The sequence below is a fragment of the Bradyrhizobium sp. NBAIM08 genome (assembly GCF_020193935.1).
GTDB lineage: Bacteria > Pseudomonadota > Alphaproteobacteria > Rhizobiales > Xanthobacteraceae > Bradyrhizobium > Bradyrhizobium yuanmingense.
Window position 1 is genome coordinate 370,701 of record NZ_JADYVR010000004.1, and the last position, 15,798, is coordinate 386,498.

12 protein-coding genes are annotated in these 15,798 nt (G+C 65.5%); 2 read left to right on the top strand and 10 right to left on the bottom strand.

The window, feature by feature from the left end; genetic code table 11:
• Positions 1 to 34 precede the first annotated feature (34 nt).
• The 8 genes from I6F37_RS16460 to I6F37_RS16495 form a co-directional block, all read right to left on the bottom strand.
• Positions 35 to 1,696: a tannase/feruloyl esterase family alpha/beta hydrolase gene (locus I6F37_RS16460; protein ID WP_225151963.1), complete on the bottom strand. Its 1,662-nt coding sequence runs from the start codon at positions 1,694 to 1,696 to the stop codon at positions 35 to 37.
• Positions 1,697 to 1,788: 92 nt separating this feature from the next.
• Positions 1,789 to 3,243, bottom strand: a complete 1,455-nt coding sequence (locus I6F37_RS16465; RefSeq protein WP_128264933.1) for a GntP family permease — start codon at positions 3,241 to 3,243, stop codon at positions 1,789 to 1,791.
• Positions 3,244 to 3,246: 3 nt separating this feature from the next.
• Positions 3,247 to 4,266 carry a patatin-like phospholipase family protein gene (locus I6F37_RS16470; protein ID WP_225151965.1) on the bottom strand — a complete coding sequence of 340 codons (1,020 nt, stop codon included), beginning with the start codon at positions 4,264 to 4,266 and terminating at the stop codon, positions 3,247 to 3,249.
• 108 nt (positions 4,267 to 4,374) lie between these two features.
• On the bottom strand, positions 4,375 to 5,619 hold the full coding sequence (gene serA, locus I6F37_RS16475) for a phosphoglycerate dehydrogenase (protein ID WP_036014487.1): 1,245 nt from the start codon (positions 5,617 to 5,619) through the stop codon (positions 4,375 to 4,377).
• Positions 5,620 to 5,744: 125 nt separating this feature from the next.
• Positions 5,745 to 6,977, bottom strand: a complete 1,233-nt coding sequence (locus I6F37_RS16480; RefSeq protein ID WP_225151967.1) for a rhodanese-like domain-containing protein — start codon at positions 6,975 to 6,977, stop codon at positions 5,745 to 5,747.
• A 76-nt stretch (positions 6,978 to 7,053) separates the two neighbouring features.
• The gene (locus I6F37_RS16485; protein WP_225151969.1) at positions 7,054 to 8,250 is read right to left on the bottom strand and encodes a PepSY domain-containing protein; all 1,197 of its coding nucleotides are present in this window, start codon (positions 8,248 to 8,250) and stop codon (positions 7,054 to 7,056) included.
• A 2-nt stretch (positions 8,251 to 8,252) separates the two neighbouring features.
• Positions 8,253 to 10,586, bottom strand: coding sequence for a TonB-dependent siderophore receptor (locus I6F37_RS16490; protein ID WP_225151971.1), 2,334 nt, complete (start codon positions 10,584 to 10,586; stop codon positions 8,253 to 8,255).
• 192 nt (positions 10,587 to 10,778) lie between these two features.
• On the bottom strand, positions 10,779 to 11,663 hold the full coding sequence (locus I6F37_RS16495) for a dihydrodipicolinate synthase family protein (RefSeq protein ID WP_225151973.1): 885 nt from the start codon (positions 11,661 to 11,663) through the stop codon (positions 10,779 to 10,781).
• A gap of 165 nt (positions 11,664 to 11,828) precedes the next feature.
• Here I6F37_RS16495 and I6F37_RS16500 point away from each other — a divergent pair, with 165 nt between their 5' ends.
• Entirely contained in the window at positions 11,829 to 13,241 is a 1,413-nt protein-coding gene (locus I6F37_RS16500; protein WP_225151976.1) for an FAD-binding oxidoreductase, read from the top strand.
• A 7-nt stretch (positions 13,242 to 13,248) separates the two neighbouring features.
• A complete protein-coding gene (locus tag I6F37_RS16505; protein ID WP_036014455.1) occupies positions 13,249 to 13,914 on the top strand; it encodes a GntR family transcriptional regulator in 666 nt (221 codons plus the stop codon).
• Between the two features lie 6 nt (positions 13,915 to 13,920).
• Here I6F37_RS16505 and I6F37_RS16510 read toward each other — a convergent pair whose 3' ends face one another.
• On the bottom strand, positions 13,921 to 14,058 hold the full coding sequence (locus I6F37_RS16510) for a hypothetical protein (protein ID WP_162130853.1): 138 nt from the start codon (positions 14,056 to 14,058) through the stop codon (positions 13,921 to 13,923).
• A gap of 160 nt (positions 14,059 to 14,218) precedes the next feature.
• Positions 14,219 to 15,784: an ABC transporter substrate-binding protein gene (locus I6F37_RS16515; protein ID WP_225151977.1), complete on the bottom strand. Its 1,566-nt coding sequence runs from the start codon at positions 15,782 to 15,784 to the stop codon at positions 14,219 to 14,221.
• Positions 15,785 to 15,798: the final 14 nt, after the last annotated feature.

Below are 15,798 nucleotides of genomic sequence, written 5' to 3' on the forward strand. Positions count from 1 at the left end.
AAACGCAGGCGCGTTGTCAAACGGGCCCTCTTGGTTATGGCGCGCAGGTGAAGCTCGCCGCTTCCGTCACCGGGCCGCTCTTGTAGTGCGGCCAGGCCGGCCAGCGGCACAGCGGCAGCGAGCGCGTCGCGGCAAACGACGGCGCCTCGACCTTCTGCTCCCTGACTTCGAGGTCGCCGGGCGCTTTGCCATTCTCGACCCAGTCGACCAGAACGCTCAGCATATCGACATTGGCGGGCGCGCCGGAGCCGACATGGTCGACGCCGGGCGCGGTGTAGAGGCGCGCGAACTCCGCGGTCTCGGCCTTGCCCATCTTGCGCTCGACGCTCTCGAAGTAGCGGATGCCGGCATAGGGGCTCTGGGCGTAGTCGGCCATGTGCTCGAGCACGATCAGCCGGCCGCCCCGCGCCCGGAACCGACTGAGATCGGGATCGGTGGAATCCATCAGGCTGGAGACCTCGAGCAGCCGCGCCTTGTGCTCTTCCACCTTGTAGGTGGTGACGTCGAGCTTCGGATCGCGCGCGAAGACATATTGGATGCCGCCGGCGCCGTAGATCCAGGCGATGCCGTTGTTCGGCGCGGGCGGCTGCGCCGGCGGCGCGGTGCCGAGCCACCAGGAGACCCAGCCGCCGGTCGGCCCGACCGCGGGGATGTCCTCGCCGGAGACGCCCCAGCCCGGATAATCGTCGAGACCATTGGCGAGCGCGAAGGGGAATTTGTAGGTGGCGTGCAGCGTGTTCACCGCCTTGATCTGTGCATCGGTGAGACAGTGGTCGCCGCTCTGCCCGGCCGCGCAGCGCAGCGTCTCGACCTTGAACGCCGCCTTGCAGCCGACGGGATCCTGCACCAGCGCATCGTCGGAGCCGTCGGCCTTGTCGCAAGCCGCGCGCACGGCCTCGCCTACGAGCTTGACCTGCGCCGGGTTGATCCAGCCCTCGCCCATGGTGACGAGACCCGAGCGCGTGCCGGCATGCTGCAGCCCGACCCAGTTGATCACGGGCACACGGGCGAAGATGCCGTCGAAATCGTCGGGATAGCGCTGCGCCATGGTGAGGCCTTCGCGGCCGCCCTCCGACGAGCCCATGAAGTACAGCTTCTCCGGCTTCCTGCCGTAGGCGCGCTGCATCAGCCCGACCGCGGCGTCGCGCACCTTCTTGTACGCCCGATGGGCGAAATTCTCGAAGGCCTCGTCGTTCAGCGCAAAGACCTGCGGCGGCTCGCCCTGCTTGGTCTCGTGGCCAGAGTCGGTGCCGTAGGTGACGAAGCCGCGCGCCAGCGGCGAGGGCCTGTCGAAGGGATAGGCCGGCGGCAGGGCAAGGCCCGTGATCAGCACACCGTTGAAGCCGCCGCCGCCATATTGCAGCGAGCGCCCGTTCCATTCGACGGGGAGGTTGACCTGGAATTTGATCGGGGGCGCCTTGGGATCGGTGGGATCGATATGGCCGAGCACCTTGCAGAAGCGCGGATTAGCCGGCGTGATGCGTGCCAATGGCGTCGGCCCGCGCTCGGCCACGGCCAATTGCGACGGCGCCTGCAGGGTCGCGGAATCGATCTTCACGGCGTCAGCGCCGCCGACGAGGCCTTTGCAGACGGTCTCGGCGTCTTCGGCCAGCGTTGCCGCTGAGGCACCACTCGCGCTCATTGCGGCCGCAGTGCCCACCAGCCATGCACACAGCTTCGCTCTGTTGCGCTTCATCGTTTCCACCCGGCTTGTCCTGTTGCGTTCGGCACTTGGCCGCATTCAATGCAACCTTCGCCCGTCCGTCAATCGCTGACGCCGGCTTTCCGTCAGAACGAGCCCAGCGCAGTGCCCAGGGCGATCACCGCCAGCAGCGCCAGGAGCGAGGTCACGATACCGACCATGACGATATCGAAATAGCTGTCGCGATGGGTCAGGCCGCAGATCGCGAGCAGGCTGACCACCGCACCGTTATGCGGCAGGATGTCCAGCGTTCCCGCGCCGATCACCGCCACGCGATGCATCAGCGCAAGGTCGATGCCGTGGCGCGCGGCAAGTTCGACATAGGTCGGGCCGAGAGCATCGAGGGCGATGGTCAGGCCGCCCGACGCCGACCCGGTCAGCGCGGCCAGGATGTTGGTCGCGACGGCGAGCGAGACCAGCGGTCCCCCTTCGATCGCCAGCACCCAGTCGCGCACGATCGTGAACGCCGGCAGCGAGGCCACGACGGCGCCGAAGCCGACGAGGCTGGCGACGCTGAACGCAGGCAGGACCGACGCATTGGCCCCGGCGTCCATGGTCCGGCGCAGCACCGGCAGGCGCGCCCAGTTCAGCGCGATGGTCGTGACGATGGCGGCAGCCAGCGCCACCGCGACCGACCACACGCCTGCGACCGCCGCAAGCGTCGTGTCGCCAAAGCGCGGCTCGGCGAGATAGCTGACATCGAGCCGCGGCAGCACCACCAGCGACATCAACAGGTTGACGGTCACGACAACGACGAGCGGCGCCATGGCGTTCAGCACGGGCGACGGCCGCTCGCTGCGATGACCGTGCTGTAGCTCCGCCGGATCGAACTCGCGGGCAGTCGTCGCGCGCTCGCGCACGAGCTCGTCAGCAGCGGCCTGCTCGATCGCGCCCTCGGCGTCGTCGCCATAGCCTTCCCCGGCGCGGCGCGCCGCAGCTTCGGCGCGATGCAGCCACCACAATCCCGCGCCGAGCATGATGAGCGAGCCGACGATGCCGAGGCCCGGCGCGGCAAACGGCGTCGTGCCGAAGAACGGCATCGGAATCGCATTCTGGATCGACGGCGTGCCAGGTAGGGCCGACATGGTGAAGGTCGACGTTCCCAGCACGATCGCGGCCGGGATCAGACGACGCGGAATCGAAGCGGCACGAAACAGCGAGCGGGCCATTGGAACGATGACGAAGAACGCAACGAACAGGCTGACACCACCATAGGTGACCAGCGCGCCGGCGAGCACGACCGCCGGGATCACGCGGCGTTCGCCGAGGCGCTCCGCCATGAAGCCGGCGACCGACGTCACCGCGCCACTGTCGTCCATCAACTTGCCGAAGACGGCACCAAGCAGAAAGATCGGAAAGAACTGCGCCAGAAATCCCGCCGCGTTCACCATGAACACCTGGGTCAGGTTCGCGAGCAGCGGCTCACCGCCGAACAACGCAGCAATGAGTGCGGCGAACGGCGCGAGCAGCAGGACGCTCCAACCGCGGAAGGCGAATAGGACGAGCAGACCGAGTCCGACGAGGAGGCCGAGGAGACCCATGCCTCAGCACTCCGACAGCAGGACATCGAGATCGGCGGTCGAGCGGCGGCCGATCTCCGCGCCGTGCTCGGCGAGGAAGTTGTCCGCGGCCATGCGTCCCTCGGCGCGCAGCATCGAGACGAACTCCCACTCCGCGTTGAGCTTCGAGGAGGCCCCGAACTTCGCCAGCATGTCGCTCTTGATCCGGTGCGTGCGCATCTTCGCCCAGCGCGCGCCCTCGCCGCTGCCCGGATCGGCCGCCTGGCGCAGCAGCGCGATCATGCGCAGCTCCTTCATCAGCGGCGAGTTGAAGGAGATTTCGTTGAGACGGTTGAGGATCTCCGCAGCCGTCCGCGGTTGCTCCGGCCGCTCGGTCGGATTGATCTGGACGAGAATGGTGTCATGCGCGTCGCTTTCGCGGACCAGCGGCGTGATGGTCGGGTTGCCAGCATAGCCGCCGTCCCAATAGGGCTCGCCGTCGATCTCGATCGCGCGGAACATGGTTGGAAGACAGGCCGATGCCAGCAGCACGTCGGCCGTGATCTCCGCGTTGCGGAAGATACGTCCGCGCCCGGTGCGTACCCGGGTCGCGGTGATGAATAGCTGGATCGGCGAGCGCACGAGCCGTTCGAAATCGATGCTCTCGGCCAGCACCGCGCGCAGCGGATTGTTACCGGTAGGATTGAGGTCGTAGGGCGAGAGCACACGCGACATCAAATCGGTGAGGATGTAGAACGGCGACGTATCGAGGGTCCAGCGCCCCATCAAGCGGTCGAGCGGAGAGCGCTGTAGCGGGCTGAAGGCCGCGGCCTTCGAGATACGACGCCAGTATCGGTCGAGCGCCTCACGCGCCCCCTCGGCGCCGCCGGCCGTCCACCCGTCCGCCAGGACCGCCGCATTCATCGCGCCTGCGGAGGTTCCGGAGATCGCGGCGATCTCCAGCCATTTCTCTTCCAGAAGACGGTCGAGCACACCCCAGGAGAAGGCGCCATGCGAACCGCCGCCCTGCAGCGCGAGATCAATCAGTACGGCGTCCCGTTCCATGGCGGACACTCACGCAACTGAAGCTCAAATTCGACGTGACTGGAACACGTCGAATTCGACCGCAGTGTGGGAGCACCGGCCGCAAGATGCAACCGGAACGTGGGCGGTTTAGTGCTCAAATACCAGCCGCGCCCCGACCGTTCCCTCGAGGCCGCGGATCTGCCGCAGCAGCTCGCCGGAATCCTGACCGCCGAGATCGGCGTCGAGCACGACGTAGCCGAGGTCGCCGGCGGTCTCCAGATATTGCGCGGCGATGTTGATGTCGCGCTGAAGGAAGACCTCGTTCAGCCGCCGCAACATGCCGGGCACGTTGCGATGGACATGGCTGAAGCGTGCACCGGAGGGACGAAGATGCAGCTGCACCTCCGGGAAGTTGACCGCGCCCATCGTCGAGCCGGTAATGAAATAGTCGACCAGTTTTCGCGCGACCTCGCCGCCGATGCGCTCCTGCGCCTCCTCAGTCGACCCACCGATATGGGGGGTGAGGATGACGTTCTCGATGCCCTGAATGGGACTATTGAAACGATCGGCATTCGACGAAGGCTCGACGGGAAAGACGTCGACGGCCGCACCGGCGAGATGACCGTCGCGCAAGGCACGCGCCAGCGCATCGAGATCGACCACGGTGCCGCGGCTGTTGTTGATCAGGAACGAGCCCGGCTTCATCGCCCGCAGCTCCCTCTCGCCGATCATGCCCGCAGTCTCCGGCGTCTCCGGCACGTGCAGGCTGACGACGTCGCTCTGCGCCAGCAGATCTTCCAGCTTCTCGACCGGCTCGGTGTTGCCGTGGCGAAGCTTGTCGGTGCGGTCGAAATAGATCACGCGCATGCCCATGGCTTCGGCCAACGTCGAAAGCTGCGAGCCGATATTGCCGTAGCCGACGATGCCAAGCGTGCGGCCGCGCACCTCGCGGCTGCCCGCCGCCGATTTGTCCCAGCCCCCGGCATGGGCCGACACCGAGCGCGGAAAGATCCGCCGCAGCAGCATCACGATCTCGCCGATGACGAGCTCGGCGACGCTGCGCGTGTTGGAGAACGGGGCGTTGAAGACGGGAATACCGCGCTTGCGCGCCGCCGAAAGATCGACCTGGTTGGTGCCGACGCTGAAGCAGCCGACCGCGAGAAGCTGGCCGGCCGCCGCCAGAACCTCATCCGTGATCTGCGTGCGCGAACGGATGCCGAGCAGCGACACGCCCTCGAGCGCGTGCCGCAGATCCGCGCCGTCCAGCGCCTTGGTCAGCCGTTCGACATTGGTGAAGCCGGCGCTCGCGAACAGGTCGACAGCGCTATCATTGACGCCTTCGAGCAGCAGCGCCTTGGCGCTTCGCTCAGGGCTTTGGCCTGGGGCGGACATGGCATCTCCGTAGATGGCAGCTTTGCCTTCGCACATAGACCGCGGGCGGTGCGCAGCACAATAGGGAACGGATACGGGGAGAAGACGGCCGGAGCCGAGGATGCGCTTGGCATCCCAGAGCTCGGTCAAATCACATAGAACCCGTGCGTGCCGTCGCGGCGGAGCTGCTCGACGAGGCCGTATTCCCAATCGAGATAGGCCTGCATCGCAGCTTCGGCCACATCGGTGCCTTCATAGGGACGGCGGTAGCGGTGGGCCGGGTCGGGCCTCGGCAAGACTTGCGGTGGACCGATTTCCAGCGCGCAATCATAGCCGCCCTCGAGCACATAGACTTCCCAACCCATCTGCGCCAGCCAGGACGCCGTCATGTCGGCGCGGACGCATCTGTCATCGGTCAGGACGATGCGCGCGCCGCGCACGGGCGCGGCCATGTCGGTTTCCTGCACGAGCTGGCCGCCGGGATAATGGCGGAAGCCGGGAAGATGCCCGGCCGCATAGTCCTCGGCACCGCGCACGTCGAAGCGATACAGCGTGCGATGGGTTTCTGCGACCAGCGCCGCCATCTCGTTCGCTCCGATATGGCGGACACCGGCGCGATAGGCGACGTCGCGGGCATTGGCCGGGCCGCCCTCGAACGGGCCGATCGCGCCGCGCCTGTCGGCGCCGTGATTGAGCCCGTGCCGCGCCAGGGTCCAGCCGATGGTGCCGTTGCGCAGCGCCCGCACCTTGTTGGGCACGCCGGCATTGATCAGCGACTGGGTGCCGATGATGGAGCGGGTGCGGCCGGCGCAATTGACGATGATCGTGGTTTCAGGGTCGGGCGCGGCCTGGCCTGCCCGCAGCACCAGCTCCGCGCCGGGCACGCTGACCGAGCCCGGGATGTTCATGGTCGCGTATTCGTCGAAGCGGCGGACGTCGAGGATGGCGATGTTGGCCTTGTCGGCGATCAGCTTTGCCACCTCATCGGCACTCAGCGAGGGCGTGTGGCGACGCGACTCGACCAGCTCGCCGAAGGCCTTGGAATAGGAATTGACGTCCTCGAAAACCTCGAAGCCCGCATCGCGCCACGCCTTCAGCCCGCCCTCGAGTGCGCTGACATTGCTGTAGCCGAGTGCAGCCAGACGCTCGGCGCAGGTCGCAACCAGCCCCTCGCCGTCATCATAAAGCACGATCGCAACGTCCTTGCGCGGCAGCCGCACCTCGGCCTCGATCGCGATCCGGTCGGCGGCCATGTTGGCGGCGAACAGCGGATGGCCGGTGGCAAAGGCGGCCTCGTATCTGAGATCGAGCAGCGCGATCTCCTCGCGCAGGAGCAGGGCGCGGCGGATATCGGCGGGGGTGACGGTCGGAAGCTTCATGGCGAAAACCTGACAAGGACGTGCCACGGGCTTTTGAACGATTGTCGAGGTGTTGGCTAGCCTCTTCGGCTGCAACTCACTCGCCCGGAACGAGCCGCCCGAGCGGCGGCTGCGCCGGGCGCCGCAGCTTGCGGCGCGACAGATAGAGCAAAATGCCGGTGACCGAGAACAGCGGCATCAGGGCCGCGGCAATCATGAAGGCGAGCTTGCCGGGCCAGCCCAGGACCGCGCCGCGATGGTTATCGAGCATGTTGGCGATGATCTTCTCGCCGAACGTCTTGTCGGCGTAACGTTCGGCGGAGGCGACCTGACCGGTGACGGCATCGATGCGGAATTCATCGCGCGTGGTGTCCAGCGTCGAATCCTTCCCCCACGACCGGATCCGTATCGCCGTGCCAGGCCCCGGCGGCAGCGTCAGCAGAGCCCTGGCAAAGCGGTCGCCCTCCTCACGCCGGAACGTCGTCCATGCCAGGTCGAACCCGATCGGCTGGGCCGGCTCGGAACGAGCCGCCGCACGCGGCGCCTTCGCGGACATTCTTGGCTGCATCTTCGCGGCAGAGACTTCTGGACGCGACAGCAGCCAGACGACGCCGTCCTTGTACCAGTCGAACGAATACCACAGGCCCGTGAGCGTCATCACCAGATAGACCGGAAGAACCCAGGTGCCGATCACCGCATGCAGCGAGCGATGCAGCCCGCGTCCGCCGAAACCGAGATTGGGCTTGAGCCACATCTTCACGCTGCGCACGCGGCGGGGCCAGCGCAGCACGAGGCCCGAGACCAGCATGACGATCAGGCCGAGCGCGGCCACACCGGTGATCTGGCGTCCCCAGCCCTTGGCATCGCCAGGGATCAGCAGCCAGCGATGCAGCTTCCGAACCGTCGCGAAGAACGCCTCGCCGCGCGGCGCACCCAGCACGCGCGCATCATAGGGGTCGACATAGAGCGAATTCGGCCGCTCGCCCTGCTCGTCGCGCGCGAAGCGGACCCGCACGGCCGCAGTCGGATCGCTCGACAACATGACGGCCGAGACCTGACCGAAATTTTGCCCCGCCCCCAGCCGCGCGACCAGCTCGTCCGGCATCAGCGCCGGCATCTCGCGTGGCACGACATGCATGATGCCGGCGTTGAGATGATCGACGATCTCGTCCTCGAAACTCATGATCGCGCCGGTCAGCGCGATCAAGGCTAGCAGCAGCGCGAGCACCAGGCCTGCGATGGAATGGACCTGGAGCAGGACAGTTTTGATCATGTGCCCGGGCCGCGCGGCCATGGCTAGAACTTCACCGTCGCCGAGAGAGACACCCGGCGCGCGTCGCCGATAGCGACGTTTAAATTATTCACGGCTGAGGGATAGTAGACCGTGTCGAACAGGTTCTTGACGTTCACCTGGTACACCACCGGAAACTGCTCGTGTTTCGTCTCGTAAGTCGCAAAGAGGTCTGCGACGACATAGGACGGCAGGAAGAAGCTGTTGATCGAATCGCCGGGACGATCGCCGACATAGCGCGCGCCGCCGCCGAGACGGAGCTGGCCGGGCAAGGCGGTGCCGAAGTCGTGGACCAGATAGAGCGAAGCGGTGTTCAAGGCGACGTTTTGCAGCTTCTTGCCGAGCAACGTCAGATCCTCGGAGACCGTCACGCGGGCGTCGGTATAGCCATAGCTCCCAATCAATGCCCAACTGTCGGTGAGCCTGCCGGTGACGTCGATTTCGAGGCCGCGCGAATGAGCGCGGCCGACGGTGTGAAGCTCCACCACGCCCGCGCTGTTCGTCTTCGTCGTTTGCACATTCTTCTTGTCGAGGTCGTAGAATGCGACGGTCCCGGAGATGCGCCGGTTGATGTCGAACTTCACGCCGGTCTCGTACGACACACCCTCCTCGGGCGCGACCCTGGAGTCGATCACCACGCCGATCGGCGCAATCGTCGAGTTCGGCTTCAGCGATTCGGTGTAGCTCGCATAAAGCGAGATCTGGTCGGTCAGCTTGAAAATCGCGCCGCCAAGCGGGAGCACCTTGTCTTGCGACACGTTTGTGTTGGTGTTGAACGGCTTTCCGCGTCCGGCGATCTGATCGTAGTCCATATAGCGCACACCACCGACCAGTGCGAACCGCTCGGTCAGATGCAGCGTGTCCTGGAAGAACAGCGACCACTGGCCAAGCTTGTCGGTCTGGGCGCTGTCGGGGTTCGACACCCTGGTTCCAGGCCCGATCAGCCCATAGACAGGATCGTAGACGTTGAAGGCGGGAGTTGTCTGCCGGATCAAGACGTCGCGATAGATCGTGCGATACTGACCGTCGCCGCCGAATAGCATCTCGTTGCGCATGTCGCCGAGCCAGAAGCCGCCCGAGACATAGGATGTCCCATAGCTGACATTGCTCAGCGAGCTTCCCGTGCCGTCGTTGCTGCGCGTCTCGACGCCGGTCGTGAAATTGATGCCGGTGATGCGGAGCTGGTTGGCGCTGAAGGTTTCGGTGTTGTAGCTGTAGCCTGCGTAGAGCTTCCAATCCTGGTTGAAGCGGTGCTCGACCGAAGCCTGGATCAGATCGGACGTGCCCCAGGTGTTGTTGAAAGGCTCATCCAGTCGGCGCGTAGCGGGCACGGCCAGCGGCGCCTTCGTCACCGGATTGAACGCGGTGCCGCGGTCGAACGGATAGATGAACTCGCGGTGCTCGTAGTTCAGCTGCACCGTGGTGTCCTGGCCGTACCACGCGAGCGAGGGCGCAACCAGCATCTCGCGGTGACGACCGAAATTCCGCCAATAATCCTCGCTGACGCCGTAGCCGATGAAACGATAGGCGAGCCCCTGGTCGCCGATCGGACCGGTGACGTCGAGCAGGCCGTCGGCACCGGTCTTGGAGGCACTGAAGGCCGAGCCGAGCAGCGTGACCGAGCCGTGCTGATAGAGCTCGGGCCGCTTGCTGATGGTGTTGACGATGCCGCCGGGATCCATGATGCCGTAGAGCAGCGAAGCCGGACCTTTCAGCACCTCGACGCTTTCGACCGCAGGATTGAGACTGCGGCCCTGCACCAGCGGCATGCCGTTGCGCATGATCGAGCCGTCGCGGTTGTCGCCGAAGCCACGGCGGATCACCGCGTCCTGGCTGCCGGCGAGCGTGTTGGTCTGGGTGACGCCGGAGACGTTGCTCAGCGCGTCGTCGATGTTGCGCGGGAGCTGGTCCTTCAGCACCTGCGCGGGCACGACGTTGACGGCCTGCGAGGTGTCGAGCGGCGAGGCGCCGCTGCGCAGCGTGGTCGCGCTCGGCATCGCGCGGTAGCCGAGCTTTGCGGCTTGCTGTGCGGCGGCTACGGCAGCGGCGCGCTCCGACAGCGTCGGCGCCGCGGGTGCGGGATTGCGGCTGGGCTGGCGGCGCGCCGCCGTTTGCGCGCGGCGTGACGACTGCTCCGATGCACGTGCCGGCTTCGGTCGTGGCGCCGGCGCCTCCACCCTCACCGGCGGCAGAGCCGATTGCGCCTGTGCGCTCGTCGTGATGGAGGGATATTCGATGAGCAGCACCGCTGCTCCCATGAGAAGACCTGCACGGCTCTTGCCGGCACGAGTTCGATGGCCGTTGTCACGTTGGCCATCCACGAAGGCACGCACTTTCATTCCACTTCAAGTCAGGAGCATTGAAGTGTGCGCCTGTAACAGCCGCCGCGATCAAGGAGAACCGTAGCCGGGCTTGAATCGCTCTAGTGTTGAATTGTTCTAAGAGGAGGCGGATGCTGGACAGCAATCATGAATTGCCGGTCCACCGCGCATGACACGCTGCACGCGAAATCGTGGCCCGATATTTCACGATCACGCGATGGCGGGAGCGATCAACTCGTCGAGCTTCCGCTTGAACGCACTGCCGTCCGACAAAGCGGGGAGCGGCGGACGCACGCGCAACCAACCTGCATCGCCGGTCTGCGCCGCAAGGATCGCCTTCAGCGTTGCGACAAGGGAGGGCGTCTTCAGCACGACGTCGACCGCCGCCTGCATGCGCGCTTCGACGTTCTTGCCGTCAACCATCGCCTTGACCAGCTCCGGCGCAATGTTGGCCATGCCGCAGATGGTGCCGGCGCCGCCCGCAGCGATCGCGCGGGCGATGTCGGGTTCGTTGCCGACGGTGATGGCGAGCTCGGGCGCGGCGGCACGGAATGCCTGGAACTGCTTGAAGTCGCCGCTGGAGTCCTTCAGACCGGCAACCACTTGGCCGTAGCGCTTGCGCAGGCTTGCGGCGACTGTCGTCGGGATCGCAACGCCCGAGACTTGCGGAATGTGGTAGAGCGAGGCGCGCAGGCGATCGTCGGCAACACCGTCGATGATGGCGGCAAAGGCGTCCTCGATGCCTTCAGGCGTGACACTCCGATCGAAATAAGGCGGCAGCAGCAACATGTGACGCAGGCCGAGGCCGAGCACGGCGCGCGTCAGCGCGATGCTGTCGGTGATGGCAGGAAAGCCGCCGCCGATTCCGATGCGCTCCGCCGCGATCCCGGACTTGAGCATCGCCTCGATCGTCGCAATGCGTTCGACGGCATTGAATGAGGTCCCCTCGCCGGTGGTGCCGAACAGCACGACGCCGTCGACGCCCTTGCTAAACAGCTGCTTGGCGTGTGCCGCGAGCTTTGCGGAGTCCACGCTGCCGTCCGCTGCCAGCGGCGTCGCCGACGCCACCCAGAACCCGCAAATTGCCTCGGTCATCACACCACCCTTTGCTGCCGCCCCCGGCTAAGCCGCTGATCTCCAACGATCTTTCACGCTTGCCGAGACCTTGTTTTCACTTTACTTTTGCTCTTGTACCTTACATACAACGTTCATGCAAATCCTCCGCGCCATGTGCGCGGCCAGATCTTGAGGAGGTCTCGCATGGACATGGTGACCCCCACCGGACGCCCCGACCAATTGCTCGGCGCGTTGCGCGACAGGCTCGGCGCGCTGGCAGTGCTTGTTGGCACAGATGTGCCGGCGCGCAATTGCAACGACTGGAGCGCGAGCCTGCCGCAGACGCCGCGCGCGGTGATCCGCCCCGTCGATGCGCAGGGCGTCGCCGATGCGATTGCGACCTGCCGGCAGGCGCATCTGCCGTTCGTGCCACAGGGCGGACTGACCGGCCTGTGCCGCGGCGCTTCGCCCGAAGCGGGCTGGGTCGCGATCTCGCTGGAGCGCATGACCGGCATCGAAGAGATCGATCGCGCCTCGATGACGATGACGGTGAAAGCCGGCACGCCGCTGGAGACGATCCAGAAGGCGGCCGACGAAGCCGGCTTCTTCTTTCCGCTCGATCTCGGCTCGCGCGGCTCCTGCGCGATCGGCGGCAATCTCTCGACCAATGCCGGCGGCAACCGCGTGATCCGCTACGGCATGACGCGCGAGCTGGTGCTTGGTCTCGAAGTGGTGCTGCCCGACGGCACCGTCATCACCAGCCTCAACAAGCTGATGAAGAACAATGCCGGCTATGACCTGAAGCATCTGTTCATCGGCTCGGAAGGCACCCTCGGCATCATCACGCGCGTGGTGCTAAAACTGTTCCCGAAGCCGCGCTCGACCATGGCCGCGCTGTGCGCCTTGAAGGATTATGCCGCGGTGATCGCGCTGCTCGACGCGGCGCGCTCAGGGCTCGGCCCGCTGCTGTCCGCCTTCGAGGTGATGTGGCCGGATTATTGGGACGTGATCACGAAGCGCGCCGGCGTGAAGCCGCCGGTCGCCCCAGGCCACGGTCTCTACGTGCTGGTGGAAGCGCAGGGCACCGACGAGAGCGTGGATGCGCCGCGCTTCCAGAACTGGCTCGAGGAGCTGATGGAGCGCGGGCTGCTGGCGGATGCCGCGGTGGCGCAATCGCTGGCGCAGACGCAAGCCTTCTGGCGCGTGCGCGACGTCTGCGCCGAATTCGGTCAGATGCTGGGGCCGCACATCTCCTACGACATCGGCCTTGCGGTGGCACGGATGGACGAGTTCGTCACACGCTGCAAGGCGGCGCTCGCTGCGGGCATCGAGGGTTGCGAGAGCGTCTATTACGGCCATATCGGCGACGGCAATCTGCATCTCGTCGCCTGGGTCACCGGCCTTTCCGTCGCGCAGCAGCCGAAGGAGGAGATGGACGCGATCATCTACCGTCTGGTCCGCGAGCTCGGCGGCAGCGTCTCCGCCGAGCACGGCATCGGCACCTTGAAGAAGCAATGGCTGGGCCATGCGAGGGGCGAGGCCGAGATCGCGCTGATGCGCACGCTCAAGGCGGCGCTCGACCCCGATCACCTGCTCAATCCCGGCAAGGTGATCTGAACGCACGATGCGATCGCTCAAGCTCGATACGCCGAAATCGCTGTCGCAGCGGGTGATGCTGCGGCTGCGCCAGGCCATCATCGACGGCGAGTTCGCGTTAGGCGCTGCCATCTCCGAGGAGATGGTGGCCAATTCCTTCGGCGTCAGCCGCACACCGGTGCGCGAGGCCATGGGCCAGCTGCAGGCGCAGGGACTCGTGGTGATCCGACCCCAGGTCGGCAGCTTCGTCTTCACGCCGAGTGCGGACGACATCCATGCGCTCTGCACCTTCCGCATTGCGCTCGAGCCCAAGGCCGCCGAGCTCGCCTTCCGCAATGACCGCGACGGCGCGATTGCGTCCATGAGCGCGGCGATCGCGGCGATGGAGCCGGCCGTCGCGGCAAAGGACAACATCGCCTATGGCCGCGCCGACACCGCTTTTCACGAGGCGCTGTTCGCCCATTGCGGCAACCGTTATCTCGCCGAATCCTATCAGCTCGTCTCCGGCCGCGTCGCCGCGCTGCGCACCAATCTGACCTCGCCGATCGACGTGCGCACCCGCACGTCCTTCGACGAGCACCGCAAGCTGCTCGATCTGTTCGCGCGCGGCGAGTTCGCCGCCTTCGAAGGCCTGATGACGACGCACATCACGAATTCGGGAATGGTCTATGCCACGGCGCTGAAGGTGGATTGAGCGCGTCTACCGCTCCTCCTTCGATCCCGGCCTGTCCAGAAAATCCAGCGCGGTGTTGATCTGCTCGAGCTGGTGCTCGATTCGGTCGCGATCCTCCACCGATGGCGCCTGTTCGAGCTGTTCCACCAGCTTCTGCTTCCGCATCAGCAAGTTCTCTATGACCGTACCCACGATTCCCCCATCGCCAGAGGCGACGTCACGGACGCCGAGACGATGGAGGCGCGCGCAACCCGGGCCCGCGTCGAACCCTCCATTTGAATGTTGCTGGGAGCGATTGGTTCCTCCGGCGCCGTGCCGGATCGCACTACTTCTTGGTGATGTTCCAGTAGACCGGGACCGCTCCCTTTACGAGGCCGTCAACGTTGCTGCGTACCGCCCGCACCAGATAGAGCTGTGCAGCCGGCCAATACGGCACATAGTCGACGGCGCGGAGCTGGAGGTCGGCTGCGATCTTCTTTTTCTGCTCGGGATCTGTCGCCAACGCGAATTCGTTGCGCAGCTTTTCGATCTGCTCGTCGCAAGGCCAGCCGAACCAGGCCTTGTCGCAGTTTGCGCGCAGCCCAAGGTGGCCGACCGGCTCGAACATGTCGGCGCCCGTCGGTCCCGACATGAACAGTGACCAGCCGCCCTTGTCGACGGTTTCCTTGGATGCGCGCCGTCCAACCAGCGTGCCCCAGTCCATCGCCTGAGGTTCGACCTTGAGGCCGATCTGACGCATCAACTGCTCGGCAACGAGGCTGAACGTATTCGTGGGCCCGCTTTCGGTCGCATGCAGCACCACGACCGGCGTACCGTCATAACCGCTCTCGGCAATCAGCTTCTTGGCTTTTTCGATATCGGGCTTGGTCCAGCCGGCGGCCGTGAAATAGGGTGACGAGCACATGTAGAAGCTCGGGCAGCTCTTGTAGAGCTTGGGGTCGCTGACATAGGCTCGCGCGAACTTGTCCTGGTCGATCATGTAGCTGATCGCCTGCCGGACCTTTGGATTGTTGAACGGCGGGACCGAAATGTTCATGCGGAACACCATCTGCATGCCGAGCGTGTCCTGCGGCATCGTCTTGATGTCGGGATTGCCGGCAAGCGTCGGCAGGAAGTCCGGCGGCACCTCCTCGAAAATGTCGATCTCGCCGGCCTGGAGTGCATTGAGCGCGGTCTGCGCATCCGGGATGTAATGCCATTCGACCCGGTCGACCTTGGCGAGCTTACCGCCGGCAAGCCCGTTCGCCGGCTCCGCGCGCGACTTGTAGGACGGGCTCTTGACGTAAACGACCTTGGAGCCCGGAACCCACTCGTCCTTCTTCATGATGAAGGGACCCGAGCCGGTCGCATCCGTGATGGCGGTGTCCGCCGGCGTCGCAGCGATCCCCTTCGGCATGATGAAGGGCACATTGGAGCTCGGCTTGGAGAGCGCCTCGATCACCAGCCCCCACGGGCGCTTGAGCTTCAGTTCGAAGGATTTTTCGTCCTTGACCGTCAGGCTGTCGCTGACGGAGGCAAGCTGTTGGCCAAGGCCATCGCGCTGCCACCAGCGCTTCAGCGATACGACCGCATCCTCCGCGGTGACCGGCTGGCCGTTGCTGAAGGTCAGGCCGCCGCGCAGCGTGAAGGTGTAGGTGAGTTGATCGCTGCCGACCGCAAAGGACTCCAGCATCTGCGGCTGCGCGACGAGCTTCTCGTCCAGTGAGAACAGCGTGTCGTACACCATATAGCCGTGGTTACGAACCATATAGTCGGACGTGATCACGGGATCGATCTGCTTGAGATCGCCGAAGGGGCGGATCTTGAGCACCGTCTCCGCAACGGCAGGCGATATTGCACCCAGCCAGCCTGCCGCCATCATGACCGCAAATATTCCGTTCGGCGATCTCATTTGATACTCCTCCC

Bases quoted from the DNA above. Each gene is read 5' to 3' on its own strand.
- I6F37_RS16495 (WP_225151973.1), bottom strand. From the start codon at position 11,663: ATGACCGAGGCAATTTGCGGGTTCTGGGTGGCGTCGGCGACGCCGCTG.
- I6F37_RS16505 (WP_036014455.1), top strand. From the start codon at position 13,249: ATGCGATCGCTCAAGCTCGATACGCCGAAATCGCTGTCGCAGCGGGTG.
- I6F37_RS16460 (WP_225151963.1), bottom strand. From the start codon at position 1,696: ATGAAGCGCAACAGAGCGAAGCTGTGTGCATGGCTGGTGGGCACTGCG.
- I6F37_RS16515 (WP_225151977.1), bottom strand. From the start codon at position 15,784: ATGAGATCGCCGAACGGAATATTTGCGGTCATGATGGCGGCAGGCTGG.
- I6F37_RS16465 (WP_128264933.1), bottom strand. From the start codon at position 3,243: ATGGGTCTCCTCGGCCTCCTCGTCGGACTCGGTCTGCTCGTCCTATTC.
- I6F37_RS16500 (WP_225151976.1), top strand. From the start codon at position 11,829: ATGGACATGGTGACCCCCACCGGACGCCCCGACCAATTGCTCGGCGCG.
- I6F37_RS16470 (WP_225151965.1), bottom strand. From the start codon at position 4,266: ATGGAACGGGACGCCGTACTGATTGATCTCGCGCTGCAGGGCGGCGGT.
- I6F37_RS16510 (WP_162130853.1), bottom strand. From the start codon at position 14,058: ATGCGGAAGCAGAAGCTGGTGGAACAGCTCGAACAGGCGCCATCGGTG.
- I6F37_RS16480 (WP_225151967.1), bottom strand. From the start codon at position 6,977: ATGAAGCTTCCGACCGTCACCCCCGCCGATATCCGCCGCGCCCTGCTC.
- I6F37_RS16485 (WP_225151969.1), bottom strand. From the start codon at position 8,250: ATGGCCGCGCGGCCCGGGCACATGATCAAAACTGTCCTGCTCCAGGTC.
- I6F37_RS16490 (WP_225151971.1), bottom strand. From the start codon at position 10,586: ATGAAAGTGCGTGCCTTCGTGGATGGCCAACGTGACAACGGCCATCGA.
- serA (WP_036014487.1), bottom strand. From the start codon at position 5,619: ATGTCCGCCCCAGGCCAAAGCCCTGAGCGAAGCGCCAAGGCGCTGCTG.